The sequence below is a fragment of the Enterobacter wuhouensis genome, from assembly GCF_035835995.1.
In the GTDB taxonomy this organism is placed as follows: Bacteria; Pseudomonadota; Gammaproteobacteria; order Enterobacterales; family Enterobacteriaceae; genus Enterobacter; species Enterobacter wuhouensis.
The window spans coordinates 2,353,776-2,379,809 of sequence record NZ_CP142124.1; the positions used below are offsets into that span (position 1 = coordinate 2,353,776).

Here is a 26,034-nt window from a genome sequence, read left to right on the forward strand (position 1 = left end):
ACCTCAGTGATAGCCTTCCGTATCAGACACTTTGCCCCGGAAGACGTAGTAGCTCCAGGCGGTGTACACCAGAATCACCGGAATAATCAGCAGCGTCCCGACCAGCATAAACAGCTGGCTGGCAGGCGGTGCGGCGGCCTCCCAGAGGGTAATGCGCGGCGGAATAATGTGCGGCCACAGGCTGATGCCCAGCCCGCTAAAGCCGAGAAAGATTAAACCAAGCGTCAGCAGGAACGGGCGGGCATGGCTGTTCGGATTGCGGGTCAGCCGCCAGATCAGCAGGCTAAACACCGCCACCAGAATGGGGACCGGCAGGAACCAGAAGAAATTAGGCAGGGTGAACCAGCGGTCGGCCACGTACTGCCAGCCAAGCGGCGTCCAGATGCTCACCACGGCGATGACCACCATCAGCGCCAGCAGCACGTGGCGGGTCAGCTCGCGCATGCGGGTTTGCAGCGCGCCTTCGCTTTTCATGATGAGCCAGGTGGTCGCCAGCAGGGTATAGGCGACGATCAGCCCCAGCCCGCAGAACAGGTTGAACGGCGTCAGCCAGTCCAGCGATGAGCCCACGAAGCGGCGGCCTTCCACGTCGAAGCCGTTGATCATTGCGCCCACGACGATGCCCTGGCTGAAGGTGGCGAGCAGCGATCCGCCCGCAAAGGAGTAGTCCCAGAATTTGCGGTGCGACGGGGTGGCCTTAAAGCGAAATTCAAACGCCACGCCGCGGAAGATCAGGCCAATCAGCATGGCGGTAAGGGGAATGGTCAGCGCATCCACGATCACCGCATAGGCCAGCGGAAAGGCGCCGAATAACCCCGCGCCACCGAGCACCAGCCAGGTTTCGTTTCCGTCCCAGACCGGCGCGACGCTGTTCACCATCACGTCGCGCTCTTTGGCATCGCCGACAAAGCTGAAGAGCATCCCAATTCCGAGGTCAAAGCCATCCATAACGATGTACATCAGCGTGGCAAAGACGATGATCGCAAACCAGATAACCGAGATATCAACGCCCATCAGCTTCTCTCCTCTTCAGGAACAGATTCAGCGGCAGACAGCGGACGGGCAGGGGTGCCCGAGGTGTTAGAGGTCAGCGTGCCGACAGGCTGCGGCCCTTTCTTAATCAGCCGGACGAGATAGACATAGCCCACGCCGAATACCGAACAGTAGACCACGATAAAGGCCAGCAGGCTGATGCTCATCTGCAGCGTGCTGTGCAGCGATACGGCGTCAATCGTGCGCAGGTAGCCGTAAACCACCCACGGCTGACGGCCCACTTCGGTAGTCACCCAGCCTGCCAGCAGCGCGAGCAGCCCGGCGGGCCCCATGCACAGGGCAAACCAGTGGAACGGGCGCGAATGGTACAGCCGGTGCCGATACCGTAGCCAGACGCTGAGCGCGCCGAGCGCAATCATCAGCAGCCCCATCCCGACCATGACGCGGAACGACCAGAAGACGATGAGCGAGTTAGGCCGATCTTCTTTCGGAAAATCCTTCAGGGCGGGCACCTGTTTATCCAGGCTATGCGTCAGGATCAGGCTGCCGAGCGCGGGGATCTCAAGCCCGTATTTGGTACGCTCTTCGTCCATGTCCGGCACGCCAAACAGCAGCAGCGGCGTGGCTTCTCCTGGCGGGTTCTCCCAGTGTCCTTCGATGGCCGCAATCTTGGCGGGCTGGTGCTCCAGCGTGTTCAGGCCGTGCATATCGCCCACCACGGCCTGGATGGGGGCGACCAGCAGCGCCATCCACATTGCCATGGAGAACATTTTGCGCACGGCAGGGGTGTCGTTACCGCGCAGCAGGTGCCACGCGCCCGATGCGCCCACAAACAGCGCGCTGCTGAGGAACGCGGCAATCGACATATGAATCAGCCGGTACGGGAAGGAGGGGTTAAAGATGATGGCCAGCCAGTCTTCGGGGATGACCTGACCGTTCTGTATGCTGAAGCCCTGCGGCGTGTGCATCCAGCTGTTGGAGGCGAGGATCCAGAAGGTAGACATCAGGGTACCCAGCGCCACCATGCAGGTCGCGAAGAAGTGTAGCCCCGGGCCGACCTTGTTCCAGCCGAACAGCATCACGCCTAAAAAACCGGCTTCGAGGAAGAAGGCGGTAAGTACCTCATAGGTGAGTAGCGGTCCGGTGATGCTGCCTGCGAACTGAGAAAAACCGCTCCAGTTGGTCCCAAACTGGTAGGCCATCACCAGCCCTGACACCACGCCCATGCCGAAGTTAACGGCAAAGATCTTGAGCCAGAAATGATACAGCGAGCGCCAGACGTCGTTTTTGGTGCGCAGCCACATGCCTTCGAGCACCACCAGATAGCTGGCGAGCCCGATGGTGATGGCAGGAAAAAGGATATGAAAGGAGACGGTAAAGGCAAACTGGATTCTGGCCAGATGAAATGCATCGAGTTCGAACATGGGCCGTACCTCTGGAACGGAGGGCTAACGAGAATTGCCAGGCAGCGTTGGGCCGCCTGGCAAAACCGATTACGGTTTTTTCTTCCCTGCGCCAAGCTCGGCGCCGGTTAGCGGATCGGCTTTAGGATCGGACTTTGTGCGCGCAGACATGGCCTTAACCAACGTGGCTTGCTCTTTCGTGAGCGTCACGCTTGCACTGCCATCACCGCCGTCGACCGCTGGCTGGGGAGATTCCACATAATCGAAGTGCTTATCGCTGTTCCAGCTTCCGCGGACTTCTCCACCTTCAGACATATTGTAGTACTTGTTGGTGTACTCCTGGATGGGCGGCAGTTTTCCGGGGGGGAAATTATTGCGGATGGACTGCAGCGCCTTCTCAAATGAGAGCTGATGCGCCGCCTCACGCGTCATCAGAAACGCCAGCGCATCCTTAACGCCGGGGTCATCGGTCACGTTAATCAGCCGTTCATAGATGATCTTGGCTCTTGCTTCTGCCGCCACGTTAGAGCGCAGGTCGGCGGTCGGCTCACCAATGGTGTCAATATAAGCCGCGGTCCAGGGGACGCCCGCCGAGTTGGTTAGCGGCGTACCGCCACCGTAAAGCAGCGAAGTGATGTGGCTGTCGTTACCGTTTTCGGTCATGGACCGATACAGCTCTGCTTCGCTTTCAACGCCTTCCGCCAGTTCGCCTTTGGCCCCTTTGTTAAGCATACCGACCAGGGTGCCGATAATTTCGAGGTGGCTCAGCTCCTCGGTAGCGATATCCATCAGCATATCTTTGCGGCCAGGATCGTCATCGCTCAGTCCCTGAGTGAAGTAACGACAGGCGGCGGCAAGCTCGCCCTGCGGCCCGCCAAACTGTTCCAGCAAAAGGTTAGCCAGGCCCGGATTCGGTTCGGCAACGCGAACCGTATACTGCAGCTGTTTTACGTGTCGGAACATATACACTCCCTCTTGTTATTTTTTCGCTTCAACGCCGTCCGCGTCAGAGCGCAGCAGGAACTGTTCCGTTGTCTGCGGAATGTGGCGAATCAGCCAGTCGGCCATTTCGCGTTCTTCCGCGAGGATGGTTTCGATAGCGGGCACCGAGGCGGTGTCACCCGCTTTTTTGGCCGCCGCCAGCAGGGAGGTATAGCAGGCGATCTCAAACTGTTCGAAAACGTAGCCGCTGATCGAGCCTTTTACGATCTCATCGGAAGGGAACATCCCCCCAATGGACTGACCGAGAGCGGCCATTTTGCTCATGGAATCTTTCAAGACAGAGCGAGAAATATCATTACGATCGAGAATTTCTTCCAGCAATGTAATTTGCCGTTTTGTCTCGTTGACGTGCTGCTCAATACGCGCGCGCAGGTCAGGATAATTATCGATGCGGCTGGCCATCGATTCCAGCATGGATTCAGCTTGCTTTTCCATCGCATGGGCATCGCGCAGCCAATCATGGTAGTGTTCTACATGATTCATAATAAACTCCTGGGAGTGATTTAAATAATTTAAATGCTGATGCTCATTATTTCCTGGGTTAACCTTTTTGGGCCTTTTGATTAATATTACCAACGGCCAAATCGGTTAATTTAAGATCGGTTTCTTTCTCTTCTTCCAGCGTTTCGGCAAGGAGCTTGACGGCTTTTTTATAGCCAAGCTGTTCTGCTAACGTGGCGAGGGTGCCGTAGCTGGCAATTTCGTAATGTTCGACTTTTTGCGCTGCAGCAATTAACGCCGCGTCTCGCACTTCATTTTTCTCCGTGCTTTCAATGACCTCGTTTGCTTCTTCGATGAGCCCCTCCATTGCCACACACTTCATACGCTTGAGCTTGATCCCCGACTCTTGTTCAACAATCTGGTCAATACGCTCAATTTGCCCCTGCGTCTCTTCCAGGTGCGAAGCGAACGCGGCGCTGAGTTGTTCGCTGGAGGCGGCGCGGGAGAGCTTGCTTAACGCGCGTGTCAGCTGCTTTTCCGCGCTGTAGGTGTCGGACAGGAGATGGATAAAGACGTCTTCAATACTTTTCATATTCATATTACGCTCCGGTTAAACAGGTAAAGGTTACTGCGAGCCGTGAGGCCCGCAGCATACTCACTGGTCATAAAATACGATCAGGAATTGTCAGATTTACGGCCTCCGCCGTGACTGTTCTGACCACCTTTTTTACCGGCTTCTGACGCGCGCTGGGGATCATTTTTAAAATTCCCACCGCTGTGCTGGCCACCTTTCTTACCAGCTTCTGATGCTTTATCACGGTCTTCAGCGAAATTACCGGAACCACCACGATGCTCTGCCATATTAAACCTCATATTCATATATTGGTTATGTCAGTAAGATACGAAGAAAATAATCCGTATCACTCGTCGTTCGATTAATAACTCTAGACGCTGGTGGCGCTGAGTCAAATATAATTTGGATATCTGGCGTTTATGGCTAACTAAAAGGGGGTAATTAACGCTTCGCTTGCAGGTAATATATTTTTGACGGAGCGACGTAACCGGTTGTGTTTAATGGGGCTAACCGCATTATTAATGCGACAACATATATTTACATCCTTCATATAAGCCAATTGAAATAAAATTTGATGATAAATGCAGATTAATCCTGGATTAATTTTTCTTGTTCTGAACAAGTGGCATAGCCGCGCACGGCTTAACCACTCACGTCTTAAGATCACAAATCCTAAATTCTTCCCACCGGAAGGAGCGGCCTTTTCTACACTCCAGGTAGTATTCACTGGAGGCATGACATCATGGCGAACACCATCACGGCTGATGATATTCGGGAACATTTTTCGCAGGCTATGTCGGCGATGTACCAGCAGGAAGTTCCGCAGTACGGCACCTTGCTTGAACTGGTTGCGGATGTGAACCTGGCGGTTCTCGAAAACAACCCACATTTACATGAACAACTGGCGAACGCCGATGAGCTTGCGCGGCTGAACGTCGAGCGCCACGGCGCGATCCGCGTTGGTACGGCGCGTGAGCTTGCCACCCTACGCCGCATGTTTGCCATTATGGGGATGTATCCGGTCAGCTATTACGATCTCTCTCAGGCAGGCGTCCCCGTTCACTCAACGGCGTTTCGTCCCGTTGACGATGCGGCGCTGTGCCGCAATCCGTTTCGCATTTTTACGTCGCTGCTGCGGCTTGAGTTAATCGAAAATCCATCACTGCGCGAGCGGGCCGCGAAGATCCTCTCTCGCCGCGCTATCTTTACGCCGCGCTGCCTGGAGCTCATTGAACTGCACGAGGCGGAAGGGCAGTTTACCGACCCGCAGGCTCGGGAGTTTGTGAAGGAAGCGCTAGAGACTTTCCGCTGGCACCGCCATGCGACGGTCGACTGGGACACCTATCAGGCGCTGAGCAATGAACATCGGCTGATTGCCGACGTGGTCTGTTTCCCCGGTTGCCACATTAACCATCTCACGCCGCGCACGCTGGATATCGACCGGGTGCAGGAGCTGATGCCTAAATACGGAATTGAACCGAAAATTCTGATTGAAGGCCCGCCGCGCCGTGAGGTGCCGGTGCTGCTGCGTCAGACCAGCTTTAAAGCGCTGGAGGAGCCGGTTCTCTTTGCCGGAGAGCATAAAGGCACCCATACGGCGCGGTTTGGCGAAATTGAACAGCGCGGCGTCGCGCTTACGCCGAAAGGCCGCCAGCTATACGATAAGCTGCTCGGCCAGGCCGGAACCGGCAAAGACAACCTGATGCACCAGCTTCATTTGCGGGAGGCGTTCAGCGACTTCCCGGACAGCGAAATGTTAATGCGGCGCCAGGAGCTGGCCTATTTCCGCTATCGCCTGACCCCGGCAGGGGAAGCGCACCGGCACGCGTTTCGTCCCGGGGACGACCCGCAGCCGCTGATTGAGCGGGGCTGGGTGATCGCCCAGCCGATTACCTACGAGGATTTCTTGCCCGTCAGCGCGGCGGGCATTTTCCAGTCCAACCTCGGGAACGAAACCCAGGCGCGCAGCCACGGCAACGCCAGTCGGGATGCGTTCGAAACGGCGCTGGGATGTCCGGTGCACGACGAGTTTACGCTCTACCAGGAGGCTGAGACGCGCAGTAAACAGCGTTGCGGTTTGCTCTGAAATCGTTACTCTGCTGGGGTGTGATGGAAAAAGAAGGTAGTTATGCAAAATCCCTCCGCCCCTGTGGTTGAAACGCGCCAGGGCGCATTGACTGGTTTTACCGATGGCGATATTAACGTGTGGTGCGGTATTCCCTATGCCGCACCGCCGGTGGGCGACTGGCGCTGGCGTTCTCCACGGCCGCCCGAACGCTGGGAAGGCGTGCGCCCGGCGACAGCCTTTTCGCCGTCCAGCTGGCAAAGCAGCGAGTACTGCAAGGAGCTTGGCGGTGGCGATCCCGGCCAGTTCTCTGAAGATTGTCTGTATCTCAACGTTTGGTCACCCGCGCAACGCGCCGCGCCGCTTCCTGTTATGGTTTGGCTGCACGGCGGGGGCTTTACCCTCGGTGCGGGTGGATTGCCTCCGTACAACGGTAAAGCCCTCGCACAACGCGACGTGGTTGTTGTTACGCTCAACTATCGCCTCGGTCATCTTGGCTTCTTTGCCCATCCCGCGCTGGAGGGTGAGGAAGACCGCGTGGTGCATAACTTTGCACTGCTCGATCAGATCGCTGCCCTGGAATGGGTAAGGGACAATATTGCCGCTTTTGGCGGCGACCCTGACAGCATTACGCTGTTTGGCGAATCCGCAGGCGCGCGGAGCGTATTGTCACTTCTGGCGTCACCTTTAGCGAAGGGGCTTTTCCATAAGGCAATAGTGCAAAGTGGCTACACCCTGCCGGATACCCCGCGCCAGCAGGCGCTGATAAAAGGGGAAGCCCTGGCCGCGCACTTTGGGCTGGAAAACGCCAGTGCCGAACAGCTGCGCGCCATTCCTCCTGATGCGTTCTGGTCCCTGACGGCACCGCTGAACGTTGCCCCTGCGCCCATTGTCGGTGATTGTGTTCTGCCGGAGGCGATGCTCGACGTGTTTTTTGCCGCGCGCCAGCATCCCGTTCCGGTAATGATTGGCTCAAACAGCGACGAGGCCAGCGTGATGGCGGTATTCGGCATCGATCTTGCCGGGCAAATCCAGAAGCTTCGCCGCGAACGACGTTTTGGCCTGGGGCTGATCAGGCTGCTTTATCCGGGCGTGAAGGGGGATGAGGAGCTGGGCAGGCAGGTGTGCCGTGATATGGCCTTTACGACGATGGGATACGTGGTGATGCAGGCGCAGCAGCGCGCGGGCGCGCCTTGCTGGCGCTACTGGTTTGACTACGTGGCAGAAGCGGAACATGACACATACGCTAACGGCGCCTGGCACGGAAATGAGGTGCCGTACGCGTTTGATACCCTCGGCCAGGTTGAACCTTCTCGGCATTACGTGACCGAACGTGACCTGCAGTTTTCTGCCCGCGTCGCGGACTATTGGGTGAGCTTCGCGCGCGAGGCAGGACGTCGGGACAGCTTACCCGGCCCGACGCACTGGCCGGCCTGCCGCAAAGGCAGGGATGTGCTGTTGCGCATCGGCGTGAATAAACATGCAGGATTCAGGCTTGAAAACCGCTTTATGCGCGCGCGGATGAGCCTGTTTAAGCGCGTGATGAAGCATCACGTTAGCCTTGATTAAGCAGACAGGAACGGAACGCGGCCAGGCCATTCTCTGCGCCTGGCGATTCGCGAAATACCAGCCTGTAGCTTGCCCCGGTTTTAATGCTCGTCCGGAAGGGGCGCGTCAGGCGCCCGGCGCGGATATCCTCTTTCACCAGCGTTTCGTCGACGATGGCGATGCCTAACCCCTGGATCGCCGCGGTAATGGCTAAGTCCATGGTGTCGAAGTGTTGATTTTTGCGCATGGCAAACGTCGGGCCATCCTGCTTCGCCAGCCACAGCGACCAGTCGGTCTTATCCCGCGTCGGGTGGAGGAAAGTAAGCTGCTCCGGCGTTGATCCTGCCCGCAGCGGGCTCAGCACCGGCGTTAATGCTTCTTCAAACAGGAGATCGCCCGCGCTCATATGGGTGCCGAAAACAATCGCCGCGTCGTAAGATTCGGTTTTGAAGTTGACGTTGTGATCGGTTGTGGTCGTTAACGCAATTTGCAGCTCCGGCTGCTCGCGCTCGACGTCGAGAAGGCGCGGCACCAGCCAGCGCATGGCGCAGGTGGGGGCCTTCAGGCGGATGACGGTTTGCTGAGAACGGGCCCGATCGGCGACGTTCAGCAGATGCTCAAAGGCGGACTGCAGCTCCGGCAGCAGGGCGCTTCCCTGAGAAGAGAGGCGCAGGCCGCGCGCGTGGCGCTCAAACAGCGGAAAGCCAAACCATTCTTCCAGAGCGGCAATTTTCCGGCTTACTGCGCCCTGCGTCAGGCACAGCTCTCTGGCGGCGTGGGTGAGGTTCAGATGCCGCGCGGTAATTAAAAATGCGTCGATGGCATTGAGCGGAAGAGAACGGCGCGACATATCAAACACCTCAGCTATGCATTTTTGTCATGGCTATTATGACAACAATTCGATTGTCCCGACAACTCACTTATTGTTTGAATAGTTATGCAATATTCATGAGAAGGGACAGATGATGACTTTACAAACGCCGGTGCAGACACGCTCGAAATTGCCTGACGTGGGCACGACCATATTCACCGTTATCGGACAGCTTTCCGCCCAGCATAACGCCATCAACCTTTCTCAGGGCGCGCCGAATTTTTCCTGCGATCCGAAGCTGGTCGCCGGCGTGACCCGCGCGATGGAAGCGGGGCACAACCAGTACGCGTCGATGACCGGCCTGCAGTCCCTGAAGGAGCGCATTGCCGAGAAGATTGCCACGCTTTACGGCACCCGGTACGACCCCGGCTGCGAGGTGCTGGTGACCGCCAGCGCCAGCGAAGGACTCTATTCAGCCATCAGCGGGCTGGTTCACCCCGGCGACGAGGTGATCTACTTCGAGCCGTCATTTGATAGCTATGCGCCCATCGTGCGCCTGCAGGGCGCGACCCCGGTCGCCATCAAGCTGACCGTGCCGGATTTTGCCGTTGACTGGGAGGAGGTCCGCGCGGCGATTACGCCCCGAACGCGCATGATCATCGTCAATACGCCGCATAATCCGAGCGGGCAGGTCTTTTACGCGGACGATCTGCAGCAGCTTGCGGCGCTGACGCGCCATACCGACATCATAATTTTGTCTGACGAAGTGTACGAGCACGTGGTCTTTGACGGCGAACCGCACCACGGTATGGCCACGCACCCGCAGCTGGCGGAGCGAAGCGTCATTATTTCATCTTTCGGAAAAACCTATCACGTCACCGGCTGGCGCGTGGGTTACTGTGTTGCGCCAGCGGTGCTGATGGACGAGATTTGCAAGGTGCATCAATTTCTGATGTTTTCTGCCGATACTCCCATGCAGCACGCCTTTGCCGAACACATGACGGACCCGCAGACCTGGCTTTCGCTCTCCGCGTTCTATCAGCGCAAGCGCGATCTGCTGCAAAGTTTGCTGGCCGAATCACCGTTTAAGCTGCTGCCGAGCGCCGGTTCGTTCTTCCTGCTGGCGGATTACAGCCGTTTCAGCGACGAGCGCGACAGCGAGATGGTGAAACGGCTGATCGTTGAGTGCGGTGTTGCCACCATTCCGCTGTCGGCGTTTTATGCTGACGGCACGGACAATAAATTGATTCGTCTCTCTTTCGCGAAAGATGAGGCGACGTTACGGGCAGGTGCTCAGGCCCTGTGTCGGGTTCAACCACGCTGAGCCTATCCCATTAGGCTCTGAGGAGTATGAGATGAAATTACGCGCGTTAATGATCGGCATGGGATTGCTGTGTACGTTTTCGTCGTTCGCGGCGTCCGAATTGCGTTACGGTCTTGAGGCGGAATATCCGCCGTTCGAAAGCCGTAATGCGTCTGGCGAGCTGGAAGGGTTCGACGTTGAGCTGGGCAACGCTATCTGCAAAGCGGCAGCGCTAAAGTGCACCTGGGTTGAAACCTCGTTTGACGCCCTGATCCCGGGCCTGGTGGCAAAGAAATTCGACGCCATAAACTCGGCGATGAATATCACCGAACAGCGTCGTAAGAGCATTGATTTTACCCAGCCAATCTATCGCATTCCCTCTCAGCTCGTGGGCAAAGCCGGGACGGCGGTAGACACCTCTGGGGAAGGGCTGAAGGGTAAAACCATCGGCGTGCTGCAGGGATCTATTCAGGAAACCTATGCCAAAGAGCACTGGGAAAAGCACGGTGTCACCGTGGTGTCGTATAAAGATCAGAATATGGCCTGGGCTGACCTGCTGAATGGCCGCATCGACGCCTCGCTGGTGATGTCCGCGGCCGGACAGGCAGGTTTCCTGAGCAAGCCGCAGGGTAAGGGGTTTGGTTTCATCGGCAAACCGGTGTCTGACGACACTATCCTGGGCAGTGGTATCGGCTTCGGGTTGCGTAAGGGGGATGAGGCCACCAAAAAGCAGCTTGATGCCGCAATTGATAAAGTACGTGCCGATGGCACGATCGCTAAACTCGCTGATAAGTACTTCCCGGGTATCGATGTCAGCGTAAAATAACCGCCTCGTTTGTCCCGGCTGTCGATGTCCAGCCGGGATTTTTTATACCTTTCTTTACATCACTTTCAGGCCGTTCCGGTCGACAGAAAATATTTCTCACTTTGCTCAGATAATCACCCGCCAACAATTGGATTCTTAACCGTTTTTGTTTAGGCTGTGCGTTCTTTCTTGCCGTCGTTTCGCCACGTGCGAAATACATTCACACGACCATAAGGACGTTTTTCCAGGCATGAATCGCAGACGTTTTTTAAAAGGCTCCCTGGCAATGGCTGCCCTGAGCGGCACATCTGGCCTTGCTTCACTGTTTTCGCAGGCGGCATACGCTGCTGACTCAGACATTGCAGACGGTCAGAGCCGTCGCTTTGATTTTTCCGTACTGCAATCCATGGCGCATGACCTGGCAAAAACCCCGTGGGGTGGCGCGCCGCGCCCGCTGCCAGATACGCTGGCCACCATGACGCCGCAGGCCTACAACGCCATTCGCTACGACGAAAAGCAGTCGCTGTGGAACAACATAGAAGGCCGTCAGCTTGACGTGCAGTTCTTCCATATGGGAATGGGGTTCCGCCGCCGCGTTCGAATGTTCTCGCTGGACCAGACCACCTCCCAGGCCCGCGAGATCCACTTCCGCCCGGAGCTGTTCAGCTATGGCGAGACGGGCGTAGATACGAAACAGCTGGAAGGGCAAAGCGATCTCGGCTTTGCGGGCTTCCGCGCCTTTAAAGCGCCTGAGCTGGCGCGTCGCGATATCGTCTCCTTCCTCGGCGCAAGCTACTTCCGCGCGGTCGATGATACCTATCAGTACGGGCTTTCCGCTCGCGGGCTGGCGGTAGATACCTTTACCGATACGCCGGAGGAGTTCCCCGACTTCACCGCGTTCTGGTTTGAAACCGTTAAGCCTGGCGATACCACCTTTACCGTCTATACGCTGCTGGATAGCCCAAGCATCACGGGCGCCTATAAGTTCGTGATCCACTGCGAGAAGAGCCAGGTGATCATGGAGGTAGAAAACCGCCTCTACGCGCGCAAGGACATTAAGCAGCTGGGCATTGCGCCGATGACCAGCATGTTCAGCTGCGGCAACAACGAGCGCCGCATGTGCGACACCATTCATCCGCAAATCCACGACTCTGACCGTCTGGCAATGTGGCGCGGTAACGGCGAGTGGATCTGTCGTCCGCTGAATAACCCTCAGAAGCTGCAGTTCAACGCCTTTATGGATAAAAATCCAAAAGGCTTTGGTCTGCTGCAGCTTGACCGCGATTTTTCCCACTATCAGGACATCATGGGCTGGTACAACAAGCGCCCAAGCCTGTGGGTTGAGCCGCGCAACAGCTGGGGGAAAGGTTCCGTTGGGCTGATGGAGATCCCAACGACGGGCGAAACGCTGGATAACGTCGTCTGCTTCTGGCAGCCAGAAAAGCCGGTGCAGGCGGGCGATGAGCTGAACTTCAAATACCGTCTTTACTGGAGCGCGCAGCCTCCGGTGCGTTCTCCACTGGCGAACGTCTTTGCGACCCGTACCGGCATGGGCGGATTCCCGGAAGGCTGGGCGCCGGGCGAGCACTACCCGAAGGTGTGGGCGCGCCGTTTCGCTATTGACTTTGTGGGTGGGGATTTGAAAGCGGCTGCGCCGAAGGGGATTGAACCGGTGATTACGCTCTCCAGCGGGGAAGCGAAGCAGGTTGAGATCCTCTACGTCGAGCCGTTTGACGGGTATCGTATTCTGTTCGACTGGTATCCAACCTCGGATTCAACGGAGCCGGTAGATATGCGCCTGTTCCTGCGCTGTCAGGGGGATGCCATCAGCGAGACCTGGCTATATCAGTACTTCCCGCCGGCGCCGGATAAACGTAACTACGTTGACGACCGGGTAATGCGCTAGTCCTTGTGCCGGGGGGCGGCTTCGCCTGACCCGGCCTACTTTTCGACACCGTAGGCCCGGTAAGCGTTAGCGCCACCGGGCTATGAGAGGCCGTATGACGTCAGAAATCATCCCCGTTTCGCAACACATTGAACTTCGCGCCGTCGACGAGCGCTATACCGCGGAGCTGCATAACCTGGTTGTCAAAAATAAGGCCCGGCTGCAAACTGCCTTTGACTGGGCGCAGCACGTTGGGAGCGAAGAGGATACCCGCCGCAACGTGCAGAGCAACCACATGCTGCACCAGCGCGGCTACGCCAAAATGTTTTTGATTTTTCATGGTGATGTGATGGCAGGCGTGCTGTCCTTCAACGCCATTGAGCCCGCGAACAAAACGGGCTATATCGGCTACTGGCTGGATGAAGGGCATCAGGGAAAGGGAACGATGTCGCAGGCGCTGCAGGCGTTTATGCGCCATTACGTTGCGCTTGGGACCGTTCGCCGGTTTGTGATCAAGTGTCGGGTTGATAACCACAGCAGCAACAGCGTTGCGCTGCGCAACGGTTTTACCCTCGAAGGATGCCTGCGCGAGGCCGAGTACCTTAACGGACGCTATGACGATGTGAACCTCTACGGGAGGCTATTCCCGCTATAGCGCACCCAGAAGCGGCGTACGCGTGATGCGCTGTTCGCCGTTTATCACTTTTTCTCCCCGCAGGTGAATGCTCTCGCCCGCAAAGGCTTCGATGACCGCATCGTCGGCAATCTCCACCCGGTGCTCAATCAGCACATCGCCAATGATGCGCGCGCGCCCCTGTATAACCACTTTATCGTCAATCAGAATCGGCCCGCCGCGTAGCCATGCCTGCCCGCCAATCAGGACGTGATGCTTGATGACGCAGTTGCCCTCCACAACGGCGTTCTCCGCCACCTGCGAGCTGTAGCGCACGGTAGGAATGGCGTCGTCATCCAGGCCCGCAATCAGGCGGGCATTGCCGTACACTTTGGCGCAGTCACACACCCAGACGTTGTTCACCTCATTGCCTTCAAGGATCGCGCTGTCGAACACTTCCGCGCGGTGCTCAACAAAGGCGTACTGCAGCAGGGCATCGCCATAGATTTGCGCCTGATGCACAATGCGCGACTCGCTTACCGTGGCCCGGTCGTAAATTCTGAGGATCTGCTCGCGATCGGGCGTTAATCCTTTGGCGGCAATCACCATGCTGTTATGCATCACGCGGGCATCGCCAGAGATATGGCATTCGCCGCGCACGGCAGAACGCTGGATGGTGACGTTGTCACCTATCACGGCGTCATGGCTGACCTCGGCGCCGTCCAGCCAGCAGTTACCGCCGATACGCGCCCGATGGCTGACAACGCAAGGCTGCGTCAGGCGGGCGTTACCGCTGACCGTCGCGCCGGCGAAAACCACGCTGTTTTCGTCGTAGATCCAGCAGTGGCCCTCCTGGGCCAGCGCGCTTTCATCCTCTATCCAGCCGCCTTTGCTGCCGGCGGTGACGTCGTTGAAATCTGCGGTGGCGATAATTTGCCGTAGCGTTGCGCTGTGCTTCGCGTCGCCGTCCTGCCACTGCCAGAGGCGGGTTTCATCGCTGAGGCGATATTTTTTCATGGGGTTATCTCTGAATTGCGTCTTTACTAAACGTAGCAAACTTTTCGCGAGTCGAAGTGCTGGCATCGACCGCGCAAACGCCCTAAAATAGCATTTAAAATACATTTTAAAATTTCAATGAAATGAATAAAAAGCAACAGGTCCTAAACCTGCCTGCGGGTTATTTTGGGATGGTGCTGGGGACCATCGGTATGGGCTTCGCCTGGCGCTATGCTAATACCCTCTGGCCCGTAACGCGCTGGCCGGGAGAGATTCTGGTCGCGCTTGCTGTCGCGATCTGGTTTTTGCTGACGCTGGCGTTTGCCGCGCGTGCGATCCGTTTTCCGCGCAGCGTGCTGGCAGAGATGCGCCACCCGGTAATGAGCAGCTTTGTTAGCCTGTTTCCGGCCACCACGATGCTGGTGGCGATTGGCTTTGTCCCGTGGTGTCGTCCGGTTTCGCTGGCATTGTTTGGCATCGGCGTGGTGATACAGCTCAGCTATGCCGCCTGGCAAAGCGCCGGGCTGTGGCGGGGCAAGCACCCCGAGGACGCCACGACGCCGGGGCTGTATCTGCCGACGGTGGCGAATAACTTTATCAGCGCCATGGCCTGCGGCGCCCTGGGGTTCAACGATGCGGGGCTGGTGTTTCTCGGGGCGGGCGTTTTCTCCTGGCTGAGCCTGGAGCCGGTGATTTTGCAGCGCCTGCGCAGCGCAGGTGAACTGCCCGCACCGCTGCGCACGTCGCTCGGCATTCAGCTCGCCCCCGCGCTGGTGGCCTGCAGCGCCTGGCTGAGCGTCAACGGCGGTGAGGCCGACACGTTCGCTAAAATGCTGTTTGGCTACGGTCTGCTTCAGCTGCTGTTTATGCTGCGCCTGATGCCGTGGTACTTATCCCAGCCCTTTAACGCCTCGTTCTGGAGCTTCTCATTCGGCGTGTCGGCGCTGGCGACCACCGGGCTACATCTGGGACACAGCAGCCCGTCGGGATTTTTTCATGCGCTTGCCGTCCCGCTGTTTATTTTTACCAACATCATCATTGCGCTGCTGTTGGTTCGTACATTTATCTTGCTGATGCAGGGCAAACTTCTGGTTCGCGCTGATAAGGCATTGCTTATGCAATCTGAGGAAAAATAATGATCGTTGATGCTGATTACTTTACCGAAAAATATGGCCTGACCCGTACGCACTCAGAGGTGCTTTACAGCGCGGAGATCGTTAAGCCCGGAAAAACGCTCGACCTCGGGTGCGGCAATGGCCGCAACAGCCTTTACCTCGCGGCAAACGGTTTTGACGTCACGGCGTGGGACAAAAATCCGATGAGCATCGATAACATCGAGCGCATCAAGGCTGAGGAGGGGATCGTCAATCTGCAAACGGCGATTAAGGATCTGAACAGCCTCAGCTTTGACGGCGAGTATGATTTTATTCTCTCCACCGTGGTGATGATGTTCCTCGAAGCGAAAACCATCCCTGGCCTCATCGCCAATATGCAGCGTTGCACTCAACCCGGGGGTTACAACCTGATCGTCGCCGCCATGGATACGGCCGATTATCCCTGCACCGTTGGCTTCCCGTTCGCGTTTAAAACCGGTGAACTGAGCAACTACTACGAAGGCTGGGAGTTGCTCAAGTACAACGAAGAGGTCGGTGAACTGCACCGCACCGATGCAAACGGCAACCGCATCAAGCTGCGCTTTGCCACTATGCTGGCACGCAAGCCCGCTTAACGGGCGGCCAGCAGGCAGATCTGCAGGGCCGTGCGATAAGACGCCTCGAACGACGACAGCGGTAAAAACTCAAACTTCGAGTGGAAGTTATGGGCTCCGGTGAAGAAGTTCGGGGTGAGCAGCCCTTTGGCAGACAAGGCTGCACCGTCGGTGCCGCCGCGCATTGGGGTTGGTTTTGGAACGATCCCGAGTGATTCCATCGCCTCAAACATCAGGTCGATGGCCCGACGATCGTCACCGATCGCATTGCTGATGTTGCTGTAGGTATCTTCGATGTGATATTCCACGGCGGCGGTAGGATGCGAAGCCGCAATGAGCGCCGCCACATCGGCGATCTGCTGCTTGCGGGCGGCAAAGTTTGCCTGGTCAAAATCGCGAATGTTGGCCTTCAGCACCGCCTCGTTTTGCCCGGCCTGAATGCCGTTAAACCAGATGTAGCCTTCGCGCCCCTCGGTGCACTCCGGCGTTTGCTGACGATCGAAATGGCTGATGAAGTCGGTCGCCATCAGCAGGGGATTCACCAGCACGCCCTTGGCCGACATCGGGTGCGCGGTCACGCCGGTGAAGCGGATTTCAGCGGCCGCAGCGTTGAAGTTTTCGTAAACGATCTCGCCCAGCTCGCAGCAGTCGATTGTCCATGCGAAGTCGACGTCGAAGCGTTTGAGATCTAACGCCTTCGCGCCGTTCAGGCCGATCTCTTCGTCCGGGACGAAGGCGACCACGATATCACCATGCTGATGCTCTGCCGTCAGGTTTTCCAGCACCGTCATCACTACCGTCACCGCGGATTTATTATCTGCGCCTAATACGCTGGTTCCGTCGCTGAAAATAATCTCTTCGCCGGGGTAAGCCAGAATTTCGGGATGTTCTTTGACGCGAAGCCAGATGTCTTTCTCTTTATTTAAACAGAGATCTTCACCCCGGAACGTTAATATTTGCGGATGAATATCCGGTGATAACCCGACGTCCACGGTATCGATATGGGTAATAAAGCCGATGCGCGGCGCACCCGAGACATTGCCTTTCTTCACCGCTGTGACCGTGGCAAATTCGTCGATCACGATATCCGCTAAGCCCAGCTGCTGCAGCTCCTGCGCCAGCTCGCGCGCCATCTCGTGCTGGCCCTGCGTTGAGGGCAGGGTTTTCACCTTCGGGTCGCTCTGGCTGGTGATGGCGAGATAGCGAAAGAAGCGGTGCGTTAATTGTCTGGAAAGTGCGGTGCCCATAGTGATTCCTTCTTTATTTATTTTTCAGGTGTTTGCAATCTCACTTTAATGTTATTTATGAAATGGCAAAAGAATTAATTAGCCGTCGAATAAAAAAGACAGGAATAAAAAGATGAAAAGCAAACTCACAACGTTAGCTCTGGCGCTCGCAGCATTGACGGTCAGTTCCACCGTCGCGGCGAAAACGCTGGTGTATTGCTCCGAGGGATCGCCGGAGAACTTCAATCCTCAGCTATATACCTCGGGTACCAGCGTGGACGCCAGCGCGGTACCGGTCTATAACCGGCTGGTCGATTTTAAGCCAGGCACTACCGAGCTGGTGCCGAGCCTGGCGGAAAGCTGGGAGGTGAGCGACAACGGGAAGGTTTATACTTTCCATCTGCGCAAGGGAGTGAAATTCCACAGCAATAAATCCTTTAAGCCGACGCGCGACCTTAACGCTGACGACGTGATTTTTTCGTTTATGCGCCAGAAGGATGTGAATCATCCGTACCATAACGTCTCCAGCGGCAGCTACTCCAACTTTGAAAGCCTGGAGTTTGGTAGCCTGATAACGGCGATTGATAAAGTCGATGACCATACCGTGCGCTTTACGCTGGCGCATCCTGAAGCGCCGTTTGTTGCCGATCTGGCGTGGTATTTTGCGTCTATCCTCTCCGCTGAATATGCCGACGCAATGCTTAAGGCCGGTACGCCGGAGAAGGTCGATATGGACCCTATCGGCACCGGGCCGTTCAGGCTGGCGCAGTACCAGAAAGACTCCCGCATTTTGTTCACCGCCTTCCCGGAATACTGGCAGGGTAAATCGAAGCTGGATCGGCTGGTCTTTACCATCACGCCGGACGCTTCCGTGCGCTTTGCCAAAGTTGAAAAGAACGAGTGCCAGGTAATGCCGTTCCCGAATCCGGCAGATTTACCGCGCATGAAGGCGAACAAAGATATCAACCTGATGAGCAAGGCGGGGCTGAATACCGGGTTCCTGGCGTTCAACACCCAAAAACCCCCGCTGGACAACGTCAAGGTCCGCCAGGCCCTGGCTATCGCCATCAACAAACCGGCCATCATTGACGCCGTGTTCCACGGAACGGGAACCGCAGCAAAAAACCTGCTGCCGCCTGGCGTCTGGAGCGCCGACGGCGAGCTAAAGGACTACGACTACGATCCTGATAAGGCCAAAGCGCTATTGAAAGAGGCCGGTTTTGCCAACGGCGTGAGCATCGATTTATGGGCGATGCCGGTGCAGCGTCCATACAATCCGAATGCTAAACGCATGGCCGAGATGATCCAGGCAGACTGGGCAAAAGTTGGGGTGAAAACCAACATTGTCACCTACGAGTGGGGCGAATACCTTAAGCGCGTGAAGGGCGGTGAACATCAGGCGGCGCTGATGGGCTGGACGACGGCCACGGGCGATCCGGATAACTTCTTTGGTCCGCTGTTTACCTGTACCTCGGCGAACGGTGGCTCGAACTCGGCGAAGTGGTGCTACAAGCCGTTTGACAAGATTATCGCTGAGGCAAAATCGATAACCGATCGCCAAAAACGCGAGGCGTTATACAAAGAGGCGCAGCAGATGATGCACGACCAAATGCCTGCGGTCATGATTGCCCACTCCACCATTTTTGAGCCGGTGCGCAAAGAGGTAACAGGCTACGAAATAGACCCGTTTGGCAAACATCTCTTCTGGCAGGTGGACATTAAAGAGTAATTTTCACTGCCCGGTTCCGTCCGGGCAGTCTTTTTGCAATTTGTGCTCTCCGCATCATTTTTTGCCACAACAAATACCCCTCACTTTTGCTATAACTTCAAATGCATACTTGCAGATAACATGGAATACCATCATGCGTACTCACACTTTTTTTAAAGTTGCAGTGCTTTCTGGCCTGTTGGCGTTGGCTGGCTGTGCATCAAAAGTGGCAGCTCCCGAACAATATTCAGGCTTTTTAAAAGATTATTCTGGCTTGCAGCAAACGACGTCGGCGACCGGTAAACCGACGCTGCGTTGGGTTGATCCTTCGTATAACGAAGCGAACTACGACAGTATTATCTGGACGCCGATCACCTATTATCCAGCGCCTAAACCGACCACTCAGATTGGTCAAAAGACGCTGGATGAGCTGTTGAACTACACCAACACCAAAATGAAAACGGCCATTGGCCAGCGCAAGCCGATTGTGACTACCCCGGGCAAACACAGCCTGATTTTCCGTGGTGCCATTACCGGCGTGAGTTCGCAGAAAGAAGGTCTGCAGTTCTATGAAGTGGTTCCTGTTGCGCTGGTTGTCGCAGGTACGCAGATGGCAACCGGCCACCGCACGATGGATACGCATCTCTTCTTCGAGGGCGAGCTGATCGATGCCGCGACCAACAAGCCTGTGATGAAGGTCGTTCGCAAAGGCGAAGGTAAAGAGCTGGCGAATGAAAATACGCCGATGGGTTTTGCTACGCTGAAACAGGTTGTGGATGACATGGCGACGGACGCCACCATGTTTGACGTGCATAAAACCGCAAAATAAGAAAAATGGCCTGCGAGGTGCAGGCCATTTTTTTATGCCGTTCTCAGTCGGCTGAACCAGGTTTCGGGTTTCGTGAACATCACCATATTCCCGCCCAGAATCAGCAGCAATCCGACAATTCCATTCATGTGCCAGACGTAGCCTTCATAGAACGTTGAAATCGATAGGGCCACCAGCGGGAACAGCAGAGTGCTATAGGCTGCTTTCCCCGGGCCAATACGGCCTACCAGCGTGAAGTACGCCCCAAAGGCGATGACCGAGCCAAAGATGGCGAGATACAGCAGCGCGCCCATATAGCTCACCGTCCATTCAGGAATGAAGCTATCCCCACGGAATAACGCAATGCAGCCCATGACCAGGGTGCCGTAAAGCATTGCCCAGGCGTTGGTGGTCATGGTTTCCAGCCCCTTGCGCTGATGGCGCATGCTGATCATGTTGCCCAGCGAGAATCCGTACGTACCCAGCGCGGACAGGCCAATGCCGGTGAGCAGCGATGCACTCCAGCCGCTTGCCAGCAGATCGTCCCAGAAGAGGGTGATAATGCCGATCAGACCCAGCGCGGCAGCCGTCCAGAAGCGGGCGGGGGGACGTTGACCAAAGAAGATGAAGCTATTGATGGCGTTGTAAAGTACCGCCATAGAGAAGATTACCGACTCCAGCCCGGTATTGATATGGGCCGCGGCAGTATAAAAACACCAGAAGTTGAAGCAGAACACGCAGCACCCCTGGAGCATACAGAAGAGGTGATCCCGCAGGGCCATATTGCGTAAACGGCGCAGGGCAACCAAGACTATCATCATCGTGGCGCTGGCCACGGCGAAGCGCCAGAATATCGAGACAGGCGCGGCGACGGGGCCCTGCTGCAGGAAAATAGCAATCCACGTCGTTCCCCATATCACCACCACCAGCCCATACAGTATTGCGTTCATTGTTTCTCTCTTCTCAAAGCGCGGAAACCTTATTGTGGCGAGAGCGCTCGCGTGCGGCTTTCACCGGTTTGCGGCTGACTTGCAAAATCTTGCGCTTTTTTCTCGCGACAGGTCTGGCAACCTGCAGCAACACTTCTTAGACTGACGTTTCCATTATTCACGTGAACACGGTTATGTCTCGCGCTTACGATACCTTTGAAACGCTTCGCCAACAGAATGCCGTGCTGCGGGAAACCGTTGCGCTGAATTCCGGTATTCAGCTGGCGGCGTGGTACAACAAGCACGATACGATCACCGTTAAGAGTGACCACCATACGCTGAGCCTGTACGTTGCGGACGGCTATGAGAGCTATCAAAAAACGCCGGGCGGCTGGAAAAACGGCGGCGGCCCGGACCGTTTTTGCCTGATGCCGAAAGAGAGCGAGTCGACCTGGGATATTCGGGACGATCTGTCGTTTGTGCACCTCTACTGTACCGACGAACACCTGCGCGACGTGGGCGAGAAAATTTGGGACAAGCGGCCGCTGTCGCTGACGCTGGATGAAAAAATCTTCGGCAGCGATCCGAAAATCACCGCGCTCTATCGTCAGTTTCTGCTCGGCTGCGACTGGCAGCAAAAGGCCAACCAGCTCACGCTGAGCACCGCGTCCACGCTGCTTATGACGCATCTGCTGCAGAACTATTCCAGCGTGCAGTGGAAGCTGCCGGTTGTGACCGGCGGCCTGTCGCCGTTCACGCTGAGAAACGTGCTTGAGTTTATTGAAGAGAGCCTTTCTCAGCCGCTGACGCTAGCCGACCTGGCTGCGCAGGCGGCGCTGAGCGAGTACCATTTTGCGAGGATGTTTCGCCAGTCGATGGGGCTGGCGCCCCATCAGTACGTCATGCAGCGGCGAATGGAGAAGGCGAAAGCGCTGGTACTACACACCGCCATGCCGCTCACCGAAATTGCGCTTGCCTGCGGATTCAACTCAGCGAGCCATTTCAGCAACCGCTTCCGCAGCGTGACGGGCATGACGCCTTCGCAGCTACGCGCGGCGAACGCGTGAAAAGACGGCGTAGCAGACGCCCCCCAGCACCAGCCCCCAGAAAGCAGAGCCAATTCCGACGATCGTCGCCCCGCTGGCGGTCATCAAAAAGGTGACAATAGCCGCGTCACGCTCCACATCGTTATTCAGAGCCTGGTATAAACTGCCGCTTATGGTGCCCAGCAGCGCGAGCCCCGCCAGCGTCTGGACCCAGCTAAGCGGAAGCGCGGCCATCAGCCCGCTTATGGAGCCGCCGAAGATCCCCGCCAGCAGGTAAAATGTACCCGCGGCTATCGCGGCCAGCCAGCGTTTTCCCGCATCCGGGTGCGCGTCCGGGCTTTGGCAAATCGCCGCGGTGATGGCGGCGATGCAGATGGAGTACACGCCAAAGGGCGACAGCAGCAGGGCCAGCCCGCCGGTAAAAATCATCAGAGGGGATACGGCCAGCGGATAACCCGAGGCCTTCATGGTAGCGAATCCAGGCGCGTTTTGCGAAGCCATGGTGACCAGGAAGAAGGGCAAGCCGATGCTCACCAGGCTGGTGAAGGAGAATGTCGGGGCAATAAATTCAGGCATCACCACGGATAGCGTCAGCTCTTTCGTGACAACGTCACCTCCAGCCCATGCGACAATAATACCCACCAGCAGCGTGGCGACGATGGCGTAACGGGGCGCCAGCGCTTTTGCCATCAGCCACGCCGCGATCATGCTGCCGCACAGCATCAGATGCCCGTCGAGATTGCTGAACGCCTGCAGCCCGAACCGCAGCAGCACGCCTGCCAGCATGGCGGCGGCCAGCGAGTGCGGGATGAGCCTCATCAGGCGCGCGAATACGCCGGTGACGCCGCAGAGCAGAATCAGTGCATTGGCAAAGATAAAGATGCCGATGGTTTCAGCAAGCGATACCCCCTGCAGGCTGGTGGCCAGCAGCGCCGCGCCTGGCGTCGACCATGCGGTGAGGACCGGGGCTTTATACCACCAGGAAAGGGCAAGCGTGCTCGCGCCCATGCCAATGCCGAGCGCCGTCATCCACCCGGCGATCTGCTGCGGGTTTGCCCCCGCGGCGGCGGCGGCCTGCCAGATGAGGGCGGCAGAGCTGGCATATCCCACCAGTACGGCAACGAAACCGGCAAGGATGGCAGGAAAAAGAGGAGAGGAAGGGCGCATGAAAACTCCGTTGTGCGTTATAACGTCCGCGATAAGGTAACACTGTGCGCTATAGCGTACAAGTGGTATGCTTATCGGCACCTGGAGGGAACATGGACATTACACAACATCTTGCTACCACGCTAAAAATGCTGCGCCAGGCGCGCGGGTGGAGCCTGTCAAAGCTGGCGGAAGAGACGGGCGTTTCTAAAGCGATGCTGGGGCAAATTGAGCGCAATGAATCCAGCCCGACGGTGTCGACGCTGTGGAAAATCGCCACCGGGCTGAACGTGCCGTTTTCCGCATTTATCACCCCGGAGGCGGACCGGCAGCCGGTTTTCGATCCGCAACAGCAGGCGATGGTCGTTAAACCGTTATTCCCGTGGGATGAGGCGCTGAAGTTCGATCACTTCTCGATCGCGCTGGCCCCCGGCACCCTGAGCGAATCCACGCCTCATGAAGCCGGAGTGATTGAACACGTCGTGGTGATTAGCGGCGAGCTGGAGATGAAAATCGACGGCGAGTGGCGCACCCTTTATGCGGATTCCGGCGTGCGATTTGCCGGGGATAAACCGCACGCCTACCGCAACAGCACTGCCCGGACGGTACATTTTCACTCCCTGATCCATTATCCCCGCTAAAGGCTCGCAAAACTGTTTCGCTGTCGCATACTTCTGACTACAATAGCCGCCATTTTGACCATAACGGATAACGACGAAGTATGCGCCTGCACTCCCATCATCTCGAACTTTTAAGCCCGGCCCGCGACGCCGCGATTGCCCGTGAAGCGATCCTTCACGGGGCCGATGCCGTCTACATCGGCGGCCCTGGCTTCGGTGCCCGTCATAACGCCAGCAATAGCCTGAGCGATATTGCCGAGCTGGTGCCGTTCGCCCATCGATTTGGCGCGAAGGTGTTCGTGACCCTGAACACCATTCTTCATGATGATGAGCTGGAGCCTGCGCAACGTCTGATTACCGATCTCTACCAGACCGGCGTTGATGCCCTGATCGTTCAGGACATGGGCGTGCTGGAGCTGGATATCCCGCCGATTGAACTGCACGCCAGCACCCAGTGCGATATCCGCACGGTCGAGAAGGCGAAGTTTCTTTCCGACGTCGGCTTTTCGCAGATTGTGCTGGCGCGCGAGCTTAACCTGAACCAGATCCGCGATATTCACCAGGCGACAGACGCGACGATTGAATTCTTTATCCACGGCGCGCTGTGCGTAGCCTATTCCGGCCAGTGCAATATTTCCCACGCGCAGACCGGCCGCAGCGCCAACCGCGGCGACTGCTCTCAGGCCTGCCGCCTGCCGTACACTCTGAAAGACGATCAGGGGCGCGTTGTGGCCTTCGAAAAACACCTGCTGTCCATGAAGGATAACGATCAGACTGCCAACCTCGGCGCGCTGATTGACGCGGGCGTGCGCTCCTTCAAGATTGAAGGGCGCTATAAGGACATGAGCTACGTCAAAAACATCACGGCGCACTATCGCCAGATGCTGGACGCCATTATTGACGATCGCGGCGACCTGGCGCGCGCCTCTGCCGGTCGTACCGAGCATTTCTTTATTCCGTCAACGGACAAAACCTTCCACCGCGGCAGCACCGACTACTTTGTGAATGCCCGTAAAGGCGATATCGGCGCGTTCGACTCGCCGAAGTTCGTCGGCCTGCAGGTGGGCGAAGTGCTGAAGGTAGCGAAAGATCATCTCGACGTTGCAGTGACGGAGCCGCTGGCCAACGGCGACGGCCTGAACGTGATGATCAAGCGTGACGTGGTTGGCTTTCGCGCCAATACCGTAGAAAAAACCGGTGAAAACCGCTATCGCGTGTGGCCTAACGAAATGCCGGCGGATCTCTACAAAGCGCGTCCTAACGCCGCGCTGAACCGTAACCTCGACCATAACTGGCAGCAGGCGCTCCTGAAAACCTCCAGCGAGCGCCGTATCGCCGTGGATATTGAGCTGGGCGGCTGGGAAGAGCAGCTGATTCTGACCATGACCTGTGAAGACGGCATCAGCGTGACCCATACGCTCGACGGCATGTTTGAGGTCGCCAACAACCCGGAGAAGGCGTTTAACAGCCTGAAAGACGGCGTCGCGAAGCTGGGGCAGACGCTCTATTACGCGCGCAATATCGACGTCAATCTGCCGGACGCGCTGTTTGTGCCGAACAGCCTGCTAAACCAGTTCCGCCGCGAAACGGCAGAGATGCTGGATGAAGCTCGTCTGGCAAACTACCCGCGCGGCAGCCGCAAGGCTGAAGCGGTGCCAGCGCCGGTGTATCCTGACACCCATTTGTCTTTCCTGGCGAACGTGTATAACCATAAAGCGCGTGAATTTTATCACCGCCATGGCGTGCAGCTGATTGATGCAGCCTATGAAGCGCACGAGGAAAAGGGCGACGTTCCGGTGATGATCACCAAGCACTGCCTGCGCTTTGCGTTTAACCTGTGTCCAAAGCAGGCCAAAGGCAATATTAAGAGCTGGAAAGCCACGCCGATGCAGCTGGTAAACGGTGACGAAGTGCTGACGTTAAAGTTCGACTGTCGTCCGTGTGAAATGCACGTAATTGGTAAGATGAAAAATCATATTTTCAAAATGCCACAGCCCGGCAGCATTGTGGCATCCGTCAGTCCCGAAGACCTTATGAAAACCTTGCCTAAACGCAAGGGTACTTAATTAGCGAAAGTGAGTATCCGGTTTGCGCGATTTCTGCCAAAGGTGGTGTTCGCGCAACCCCTCCGCTGAATCCTCTGCGGTGCTGCGTAATTCATCACTGTCGGCTTCATGACGAAGCTGGTGATCGACATTCTTGACCCATAAATACTCATGCCCTTTGTCTCCCGCCATCAGCTGACCGGAAAATAGGGCGCAGATCAGCAAAATAAGCGTTAACCCTTTCTTAAACATCTGCTCACCACTGAACAATAAATCAGCGCTCAATATGCCAATAGTTTCGTTTGTTTATTATTCAAATATTCAAATTAGCGAAAAGAGAATGTCAATTTCTGTCACGG

25 protein-coding genes are annotated in these 26,034 nt (G+C 56.7%); 13 read left to right on the top strand and 12 right to left on the bottom strand.

What is annotated here, in order from left to right; all coding sequences use genetic code 11:
- Positions 1–3 precede the first annotated feature (3 nt).
- From cydB to VPX56_RS11355, 6 genes are all read right to left on the bottom strand, one after another.
- Entirely contained in the window at positions 4–1,014 is a 1,011-nt protein-coding gene (cydB, locus tag VPX56_RS11330; protein WP_119936125.1) for a cytochrome d ubiquinol oxidase subunit II, read from the bottom strand.
- Complete coding sequence (locus VPX56_RS11335; protein WP_010435240.1) at positions 1,014–2,417, bottom strand: cytochrome ubiquinol oxidase subunit I; 1,404 nt, start codon at positions 2,415–2,417, stop codon at positions 1,014–1,016. Before VPX56_RS11335 ends, cydB begins: the two co-directional genes overlap by 1 nt.
- Before the next feature lie 69 nt (positions 2,418–2,486).
- A complete protein-coding gene (locus VPX56_RS11340; protein WP_131632697.1) occupies positions 2,487–3,359 on the bottom strand; it encodes a manganese catalase family protein in 873 nt (290 codons plus the stop codon).
- A 15-nt stretch (positions 3,360–3,374) separates the two neighbouring features.
- Positions 3,375–3,881, bottom strand: coding sequence for a ferritin-like domain-containing protein (locus tag VPX56_RS11345; RefSeq protein WP_131632696.1), 507 nt, complete (start codon positions 3,879–3,881; stop codon positions 3,375–3,377).
- Positions 3,882–3,939: 58 nt separating this feature from the next.
- Positions 3,940–4,437 carry a YciE/YciF ferroxidase family protein gene (locus VPX56_RS11350; RefSeq protein ID WP_326471844.1) on the bottom strand — a complete coding sequence of 166 codons (498 nt, stop codon included), beginning with the start codon at positions 4,435–4,437 and terminating at the stop codon, positions 3,940–3,942.
- Between the two features lie 77 nt (positions 4,438–4,514).
- Positions 4,515–4,700 carry a con-10 family general stress protein gene (locus VPX56_RS11355; protein ID WP_119936120.1) on the bottom strand — a complete coding sequence of 62 codons (186 nt, stop codon included), beginning with the start codon at positions 4,698–4,700 and terminating at the stop codon, positions 4,515–4,517.
- Between the two features lie 455 nt (positions 4,701–5,155).
- Here VPX56_RS11355 and hglS point away from each other — a divergent pair, with 455 nt between their 5' ends.
- Both hglS and VPX56_RS11365 read left to right on the top strand, forming a co-directional pair.
- Complete coding sequence (hglS, locus tag VPX56_RS11360) at positions 5,156–6,499, top strand: 2-oxoadipate dioxygenase/decarboxylase HglS (protein ID WP_326471846.1); 1,344 nt, start codon at positions 5,156–5,158, stop codon at positions 6,497–6,499.
- Between the two features lie 42 nt (positions 6,500–6,541).
- On the top strand, positions 6,542–8,047 hold the full coding sequence (locus VPX56_RS11365; protein WP_326471848.1) for a carboxylesterase/lipase family protein: 1,506 nt from the start codon (positions 6,542–6,544) through the stop codon (positions 8,045–8,047).
- Here the strand turns inward: VPX56_RS11365 and VPX56_RS11370 are convergent.
- On the bottom strand, positions 8,034–8,876 hold the full coding sequence (locus VPX56_RS11370) for a LysR family transcriptional regulator (RefSeq protein ID WP_326471850.1): 843 nt from the start codon (positions 8,874–8,876) through the stop codon (positions 8,034–8,036). The genes VPX56_RS11365 and VPX56_RS11370 overlap by 14 nt on opposite strands.
- A 115-nt stretch (positions 8,877–8,991) precedes the next feature.
- On the opposite strand from VPX56_RS11370, the gene VPX56_RS11375 reads away from it, so the two are divergent.
- The 4 genes from VPX56_RS11375 to rimL all read left to right on the top strand — a co-directional run bounded on the left by VPX56_RS11375 (position 8,992) and on the right by rimL (position 13,485).
- Positions 8,992–10,161, top strand: coding sequence for a pyridoxal phosphate-dependent aminotransferase (locus VPX56_RS11375; RefSeq protein WP_326472036.1), 1,170 nt, complete (start codon positions 8,992–8,994; stop codon positions 10,159–10,161).
- Between the two features lie 31 nt (positions 10,162–10,192).
- A complete protein-coding gene (locus VPX56_RS11380) occupies positions 10,193–10,966 on the top strand; it encodes an ABC transporter substrate-binding protein (protein ID WP_326471852.1) in 774 nt (257 codons plus the stop codon).
- A 229-nt stretch (positions 10,967–11,195) separates the two neighbouring features.
- Positions 11,196–12,851 carry a glucan biosynthesis protein D gene (locus VPX56_RS11385; protein ID WP_131632690.1) on the top strand — a complete coding sequence of 552 codons (1,656 nt, stop codon included), beginning with the start codon at positions 11,196–11,198 and terminating at the stop codon, positions 12,849–12,851.
- Between the two features lie 94 nt (positions 12,852–12,945).
- Positions 12,946–13,485 carry a 50S ribosomal protein L7/L12-serine acetyltransferase gene (rimL, locus tag VPX56_RS11390; RefSeq protein ID WP_326471855.1) on the top strand — a complete coding sequence of 180 codons (540 nt, stop codon included), beginning with the start codon at positions 12,946–12,948 and terminating at the stop codon, positions 13,483–13,485.
- Here the strand turns inward: rimL and ydcK are convergent.
- Positions 13,480–14,460 (bottom strand): YdcK family protein, encoded by a 981-nt coding sequence (gene ydcK / locus VPX56_RS11395; protein WP_263609713.1) that lies wholly within the window; start codon positions 14,458–14,460, stop codon positions 13,480–13,482. The genes rimL and ydcK overlap by 6 nt on opposite strands.
- 122 nt (positions 14,461–14,582) lie before the next feature.
- Here ydcK and tehA point away from each other — a divergent pair, with 122 nt between their 5' ends.
- Entirely contained in the window at positions 14,583–15,575 is a 993-nt protein-coding gene (gene tehA / locus VPX56_RS11400) for a dicarboxylate transporter/tellurite-resistance protein TehA (protein ID WP_131632687.1), read from the top strand.
- A complete protein-coding gene (gene tehB, locus VPX56_RS11405) occupies positions 15,575–16,168 on the top strand; it encodes a tellurite resistance methyltransferase TehB (RefSeq protein ID WP_326471859.1) in 594 nt (197 codons plus the stop codon). Before tehA ends, tehB begins: the two co-directional genes overlap by 1 nt.
- On the opposite strand, the gene pepT is transcribed toward tehB, so the two are convergent.
- Entirely contained in the window at positions 16,165–17,394 is a 1,230-nt protein-coding gene (gene pepT / locus VPX56_RS11410) for a peptidase T (RefSeq protein ID WP_131632685.1), read from the bottom strand. The genes tehB and pepT overlap by 4 nt on opposite strands.
- A 112-nt stretch (positions 17,395–17,506) precedes the next feature.
- Here pepT and VPX56_RS11415 point away from each other — a divergent pair, with 112 nt between their 5' ends.
- Both VPX56_RS11415 and VPX56_RS11420 read left to right on the top strand, forming a co-directional pair.
- Positions 17,507–19,102: an ABC transporter substrate-binding protein gene (locus tag VPX56_RS11415; RefSeq protein ID WP_326471862.1), complete on the top strand. Its 1,596-nt coding sequence runs from the start codon at positions 17,507–17,509 to the stop codon at positions 19,100–19,102.
- Positions 19,103–19,235: 133 nt separating this feature from the next.
- Positions 19,236–19,910 carry a DUF3313 domain-containing protein gene (locus tag VPX56_RS11420; protein WP_131632683.1) on the top strand — a complete coding sequence of 225 codons (675 nt, stop codon included), beginning with the start codon at positions 19,236–19,238 and terminating at the stop codon, positions 19,908–19,910.
- A 32-nt stretch (positions 19,911–19,942) separates the two neighbouring features.
- Here VPX56_RS11420 and VPX56_RS11425 read toward each other — a convergent pair whose 3' ends face one another.
- On the bottom strand, positions 19,943–20,839 hold the full coding sequence (locus VPX56_RS11425) for a DMT family transporter (RefSeq protein ID WP_326471865.1): 897 nt from the start codon (positions 20,837–20,839) through the stop codon (positions 19,943–19,945).
- Between the two features lie 173 nt (positions 20,840–21,012).
- Here VPX56_RS11425 and VPX56_RS11430 point away from each other — a divergent pair, with 173 nt between their 5' ends.
- Positions 21,013–21,885: a helix-turn-helix transcriptional regulator gene (locus VPX56_RS11430; RefSeq protein ID WP_326471867.1), complete on the top strand. Its 873-nt coding sequence runs from the start codon at positions 21,013–21,015 to the stop codon at positions 21,883–21,885.
- Here VPX56_RS11430 and VPX56_RS11435 read toward each other — a convergent pair.
- A complete protein-coding gene (locus VPX56_RS11435; RefSeq protein WP_326471869.1) occupies positions 21,865–23,031 on the bottom strand; it encodes a benzoate/H(+) symporter BenE family transporter in 1,167 nt (388 codons plus the stop codon). The genes VPX56_RS11430 and VPX56_RS11435 overlap by 21 nt on opposite strands.
- Positions 23,032–23,123: 92 nt before the next feature.
- Here VPX56_RS11435 and VPX56_RS11440 point away from each other — a divergent pair, with 92 nt between their 5' ends.
- Positions 23,124–23,651: a helix-turn-helix domain-containing protein gene (locus VPX56_RS11440; protein WP_263609706.1), complete on the top strand. Its 528-nt coding sequence runs from the start codon at positions 23,124–23,126 to the stop codon at positions 23,649–23,651.
- A gap of 80 nt (positions 23,652–23,731) precedes the next feature.
- Positions 23,732–25,696, top strand: a complete 1,965-nt coding sequence (locus VPX56_RS11445; protein WP_326471872.1) for a peptidase U32 family protein — start codon at positions 23,732–23,734, stop codon at positions 25,694–25,696.
- On the opposite strand, the gene VPX56_RS11450 is transcribed toward VPX56_RS11445, so the two are convergent.
- Entirely contained in the window at positions 25,697–25,927 is a 231-nt protein-coding gene (locus tag VPX56_RS11450; protein ID WP_131632677.1) for a DUF2554 family protein, read from the bottom strand.
- Between the last annotated feature and the right edge of the window lie 107 nt (positions 25,928–26,034).

Bases quoted from the DNA above. Each gene is read 5' to 3' on its own strand.
- cydB (WP_119936125.1), bottom strand. From the start codon at position 1,014: ATGGGCGTTGATATCTCGGTTATCTGGTTTGCGATCATCGTCTTTGCC.
- VPX56_RS11335 (WP_010435240.1), bottom strand. From the start codon at position 2,417: ATGTTCGAACTCGATGCATTTCATCTGGCCAGAATCCAGTTTGCCTTT.
- VPX56_RS11340 (WP_131632697.1), bottom strand. From the start codon at position 3,359: ATGTTCCGACACGTAAAACAGCTGCAGTATACGGTTCGCGTTGCCGAA.
- VPX56_RS11345 (WP_131632696.1), bottom strand. From the start codon at position 3,881: ATGAATCATGTAGAACACTACCATGATTGGCTGCGCGATGCCCATGCG.
- VPX56_RS11350 (WP_326471844.1), bottom strand. From the start codon at position 4,437: ATGAATATGAAAAGTATTGAAGACGTCTTTATCCATCTCCTGTCCGAC.
- VPX56_RS11355 (WP_119936120.1), bottom strand. From the start codon at position 4,700: ATGGCAGAGCATCGTGGTGGTTCCGGTAATTTCGCTGAAGACCGTGAT.
- hglS (WP_326471846.1), top strand. From the start codon at position 5,156: ATGGCGAACACCATCACGGCTGATGATATTCGGGAACATTTTTCGCAG.
- VPX56_RS11365 (WP_326471848.1), top strand. From the start codon at position 6,542: ATGCAAAATCCCTCCGCCCCTGTGGTTGAAACGCGCCAGGGCGCATTG.
- VPX56_RS11370 (WP_326471850.1), bottom strand. From the start codon at position 8,876: ATGTCGCGCCGTTCTCTTCCGCTCAATGCCATCGACGCATTTTTAATT.
- VPX56_RS11375 (WP_326472036.1), top strand. From the start codon at position 8,992: ATGACTTTACAAACGCCGGTGCAGACACGCTCGAAATTGCCTGACGTG.
- VPX56_RS11380 (WP_326471852.1), top strand. From the start codon at position 10,193: ATGAAATTACGCGCGTTAATGATCGGCATGGGATTGCTGTGTACGTTT.
- VPX56_RS11385 (WP_131632690.1), top strand. From the start codon at position 11,196: ATGAATCGCAGACGTTTTTTAAAAGGCTCCCTGGCAATGGCTGCCCTG.
- rimL (WP_326471855.1), top strand. From the start codon at position 12,946: ATGACGTCAGAAATCATCCCCGTTTCGCAACACATTGAACTTCGCGCC.
- ydcK (WP_263609713.1), bottom strand. From the start codon at position 14,460: ATGAAAAAATATCGCCTCAGCGATGAAACCCGCCTCTGGCAGTGGCAG.
- tehA (WP_131632687.1), top strand. From the start codon at position 14,583: ATGAATAAAAAGCAACAGGTCCTAAACCTGCCTGCGGGTTATTTTGGG.
- tehB (WP_326471859.1), top strand. From the start codon at position 15,575: ATGATCGTTGATGCTGATTACTTTACCGAAAAATATGGCCTGACCCGT.
- pepT (WP_131632685.1), bottom strand. From the start codon at position 17,394: ATGGGCACCGCACTTTCCAGACAATTAACGCACCGCTTCTTTCGCTAT.
- VPX56_RS11415 (WP_326471862.1), top strand. From the start codon at position 17,507: ATGAAAAGCAAACTCACAACGTTAGCTCTGGCGCTCGCAGCATTGACG.
- VPX56_RS11420 (WP_131632683.1), top strand. From the start codon at position 19,236: ATGCGTACTCACACTTTTTTTAAAGTTGCAGTGCTTTCTGGCCTGTTG.
- VPX56_RS11425 (WP_326471865.1), bottom strand. From the start codon at position 20,839: ATGAACGCAATACTGTATGGGCTGGTGGTGGTGATATGGGGAACGACG.
- VPX56_RS11430 (WP_326471867.1), top strand. From the start codon at position 21,013: ATGTCTCGCGCTTACGATACCTTTGAAACGCTTCGCCAACAGAATGCC.
- VPX56_RS11435 (WP_326471869.1), bottom strand. From the start codon at position 23,031: ATGCGCCCTTCCTCTCCTCTTTTTCCTGCCATCCTTGCCGGTTTCGTT.
- VPX56_RS11440 (WP_263609706.1), top strand. From the start codon at position 23,124: ATGGACATTACACAACATCTTGCTACCACGCTAAAAATGCTGCGCCAG.
- VPX56_RS11445 (WP_326471872.1), top strand. From the start codon at position 23,732: ATGCGCCTGCACTCCCATCATCTCGAACTTTTAAGCCCGGCCCGCGAC.
- VPX56_RS11450 (WP_131632677.1), bottom strand. From the start codon at position 25,927: ATGTTTAAGAAAGGGTTAACGCTTATTTTGCTGATCTGCGCCCTATTT.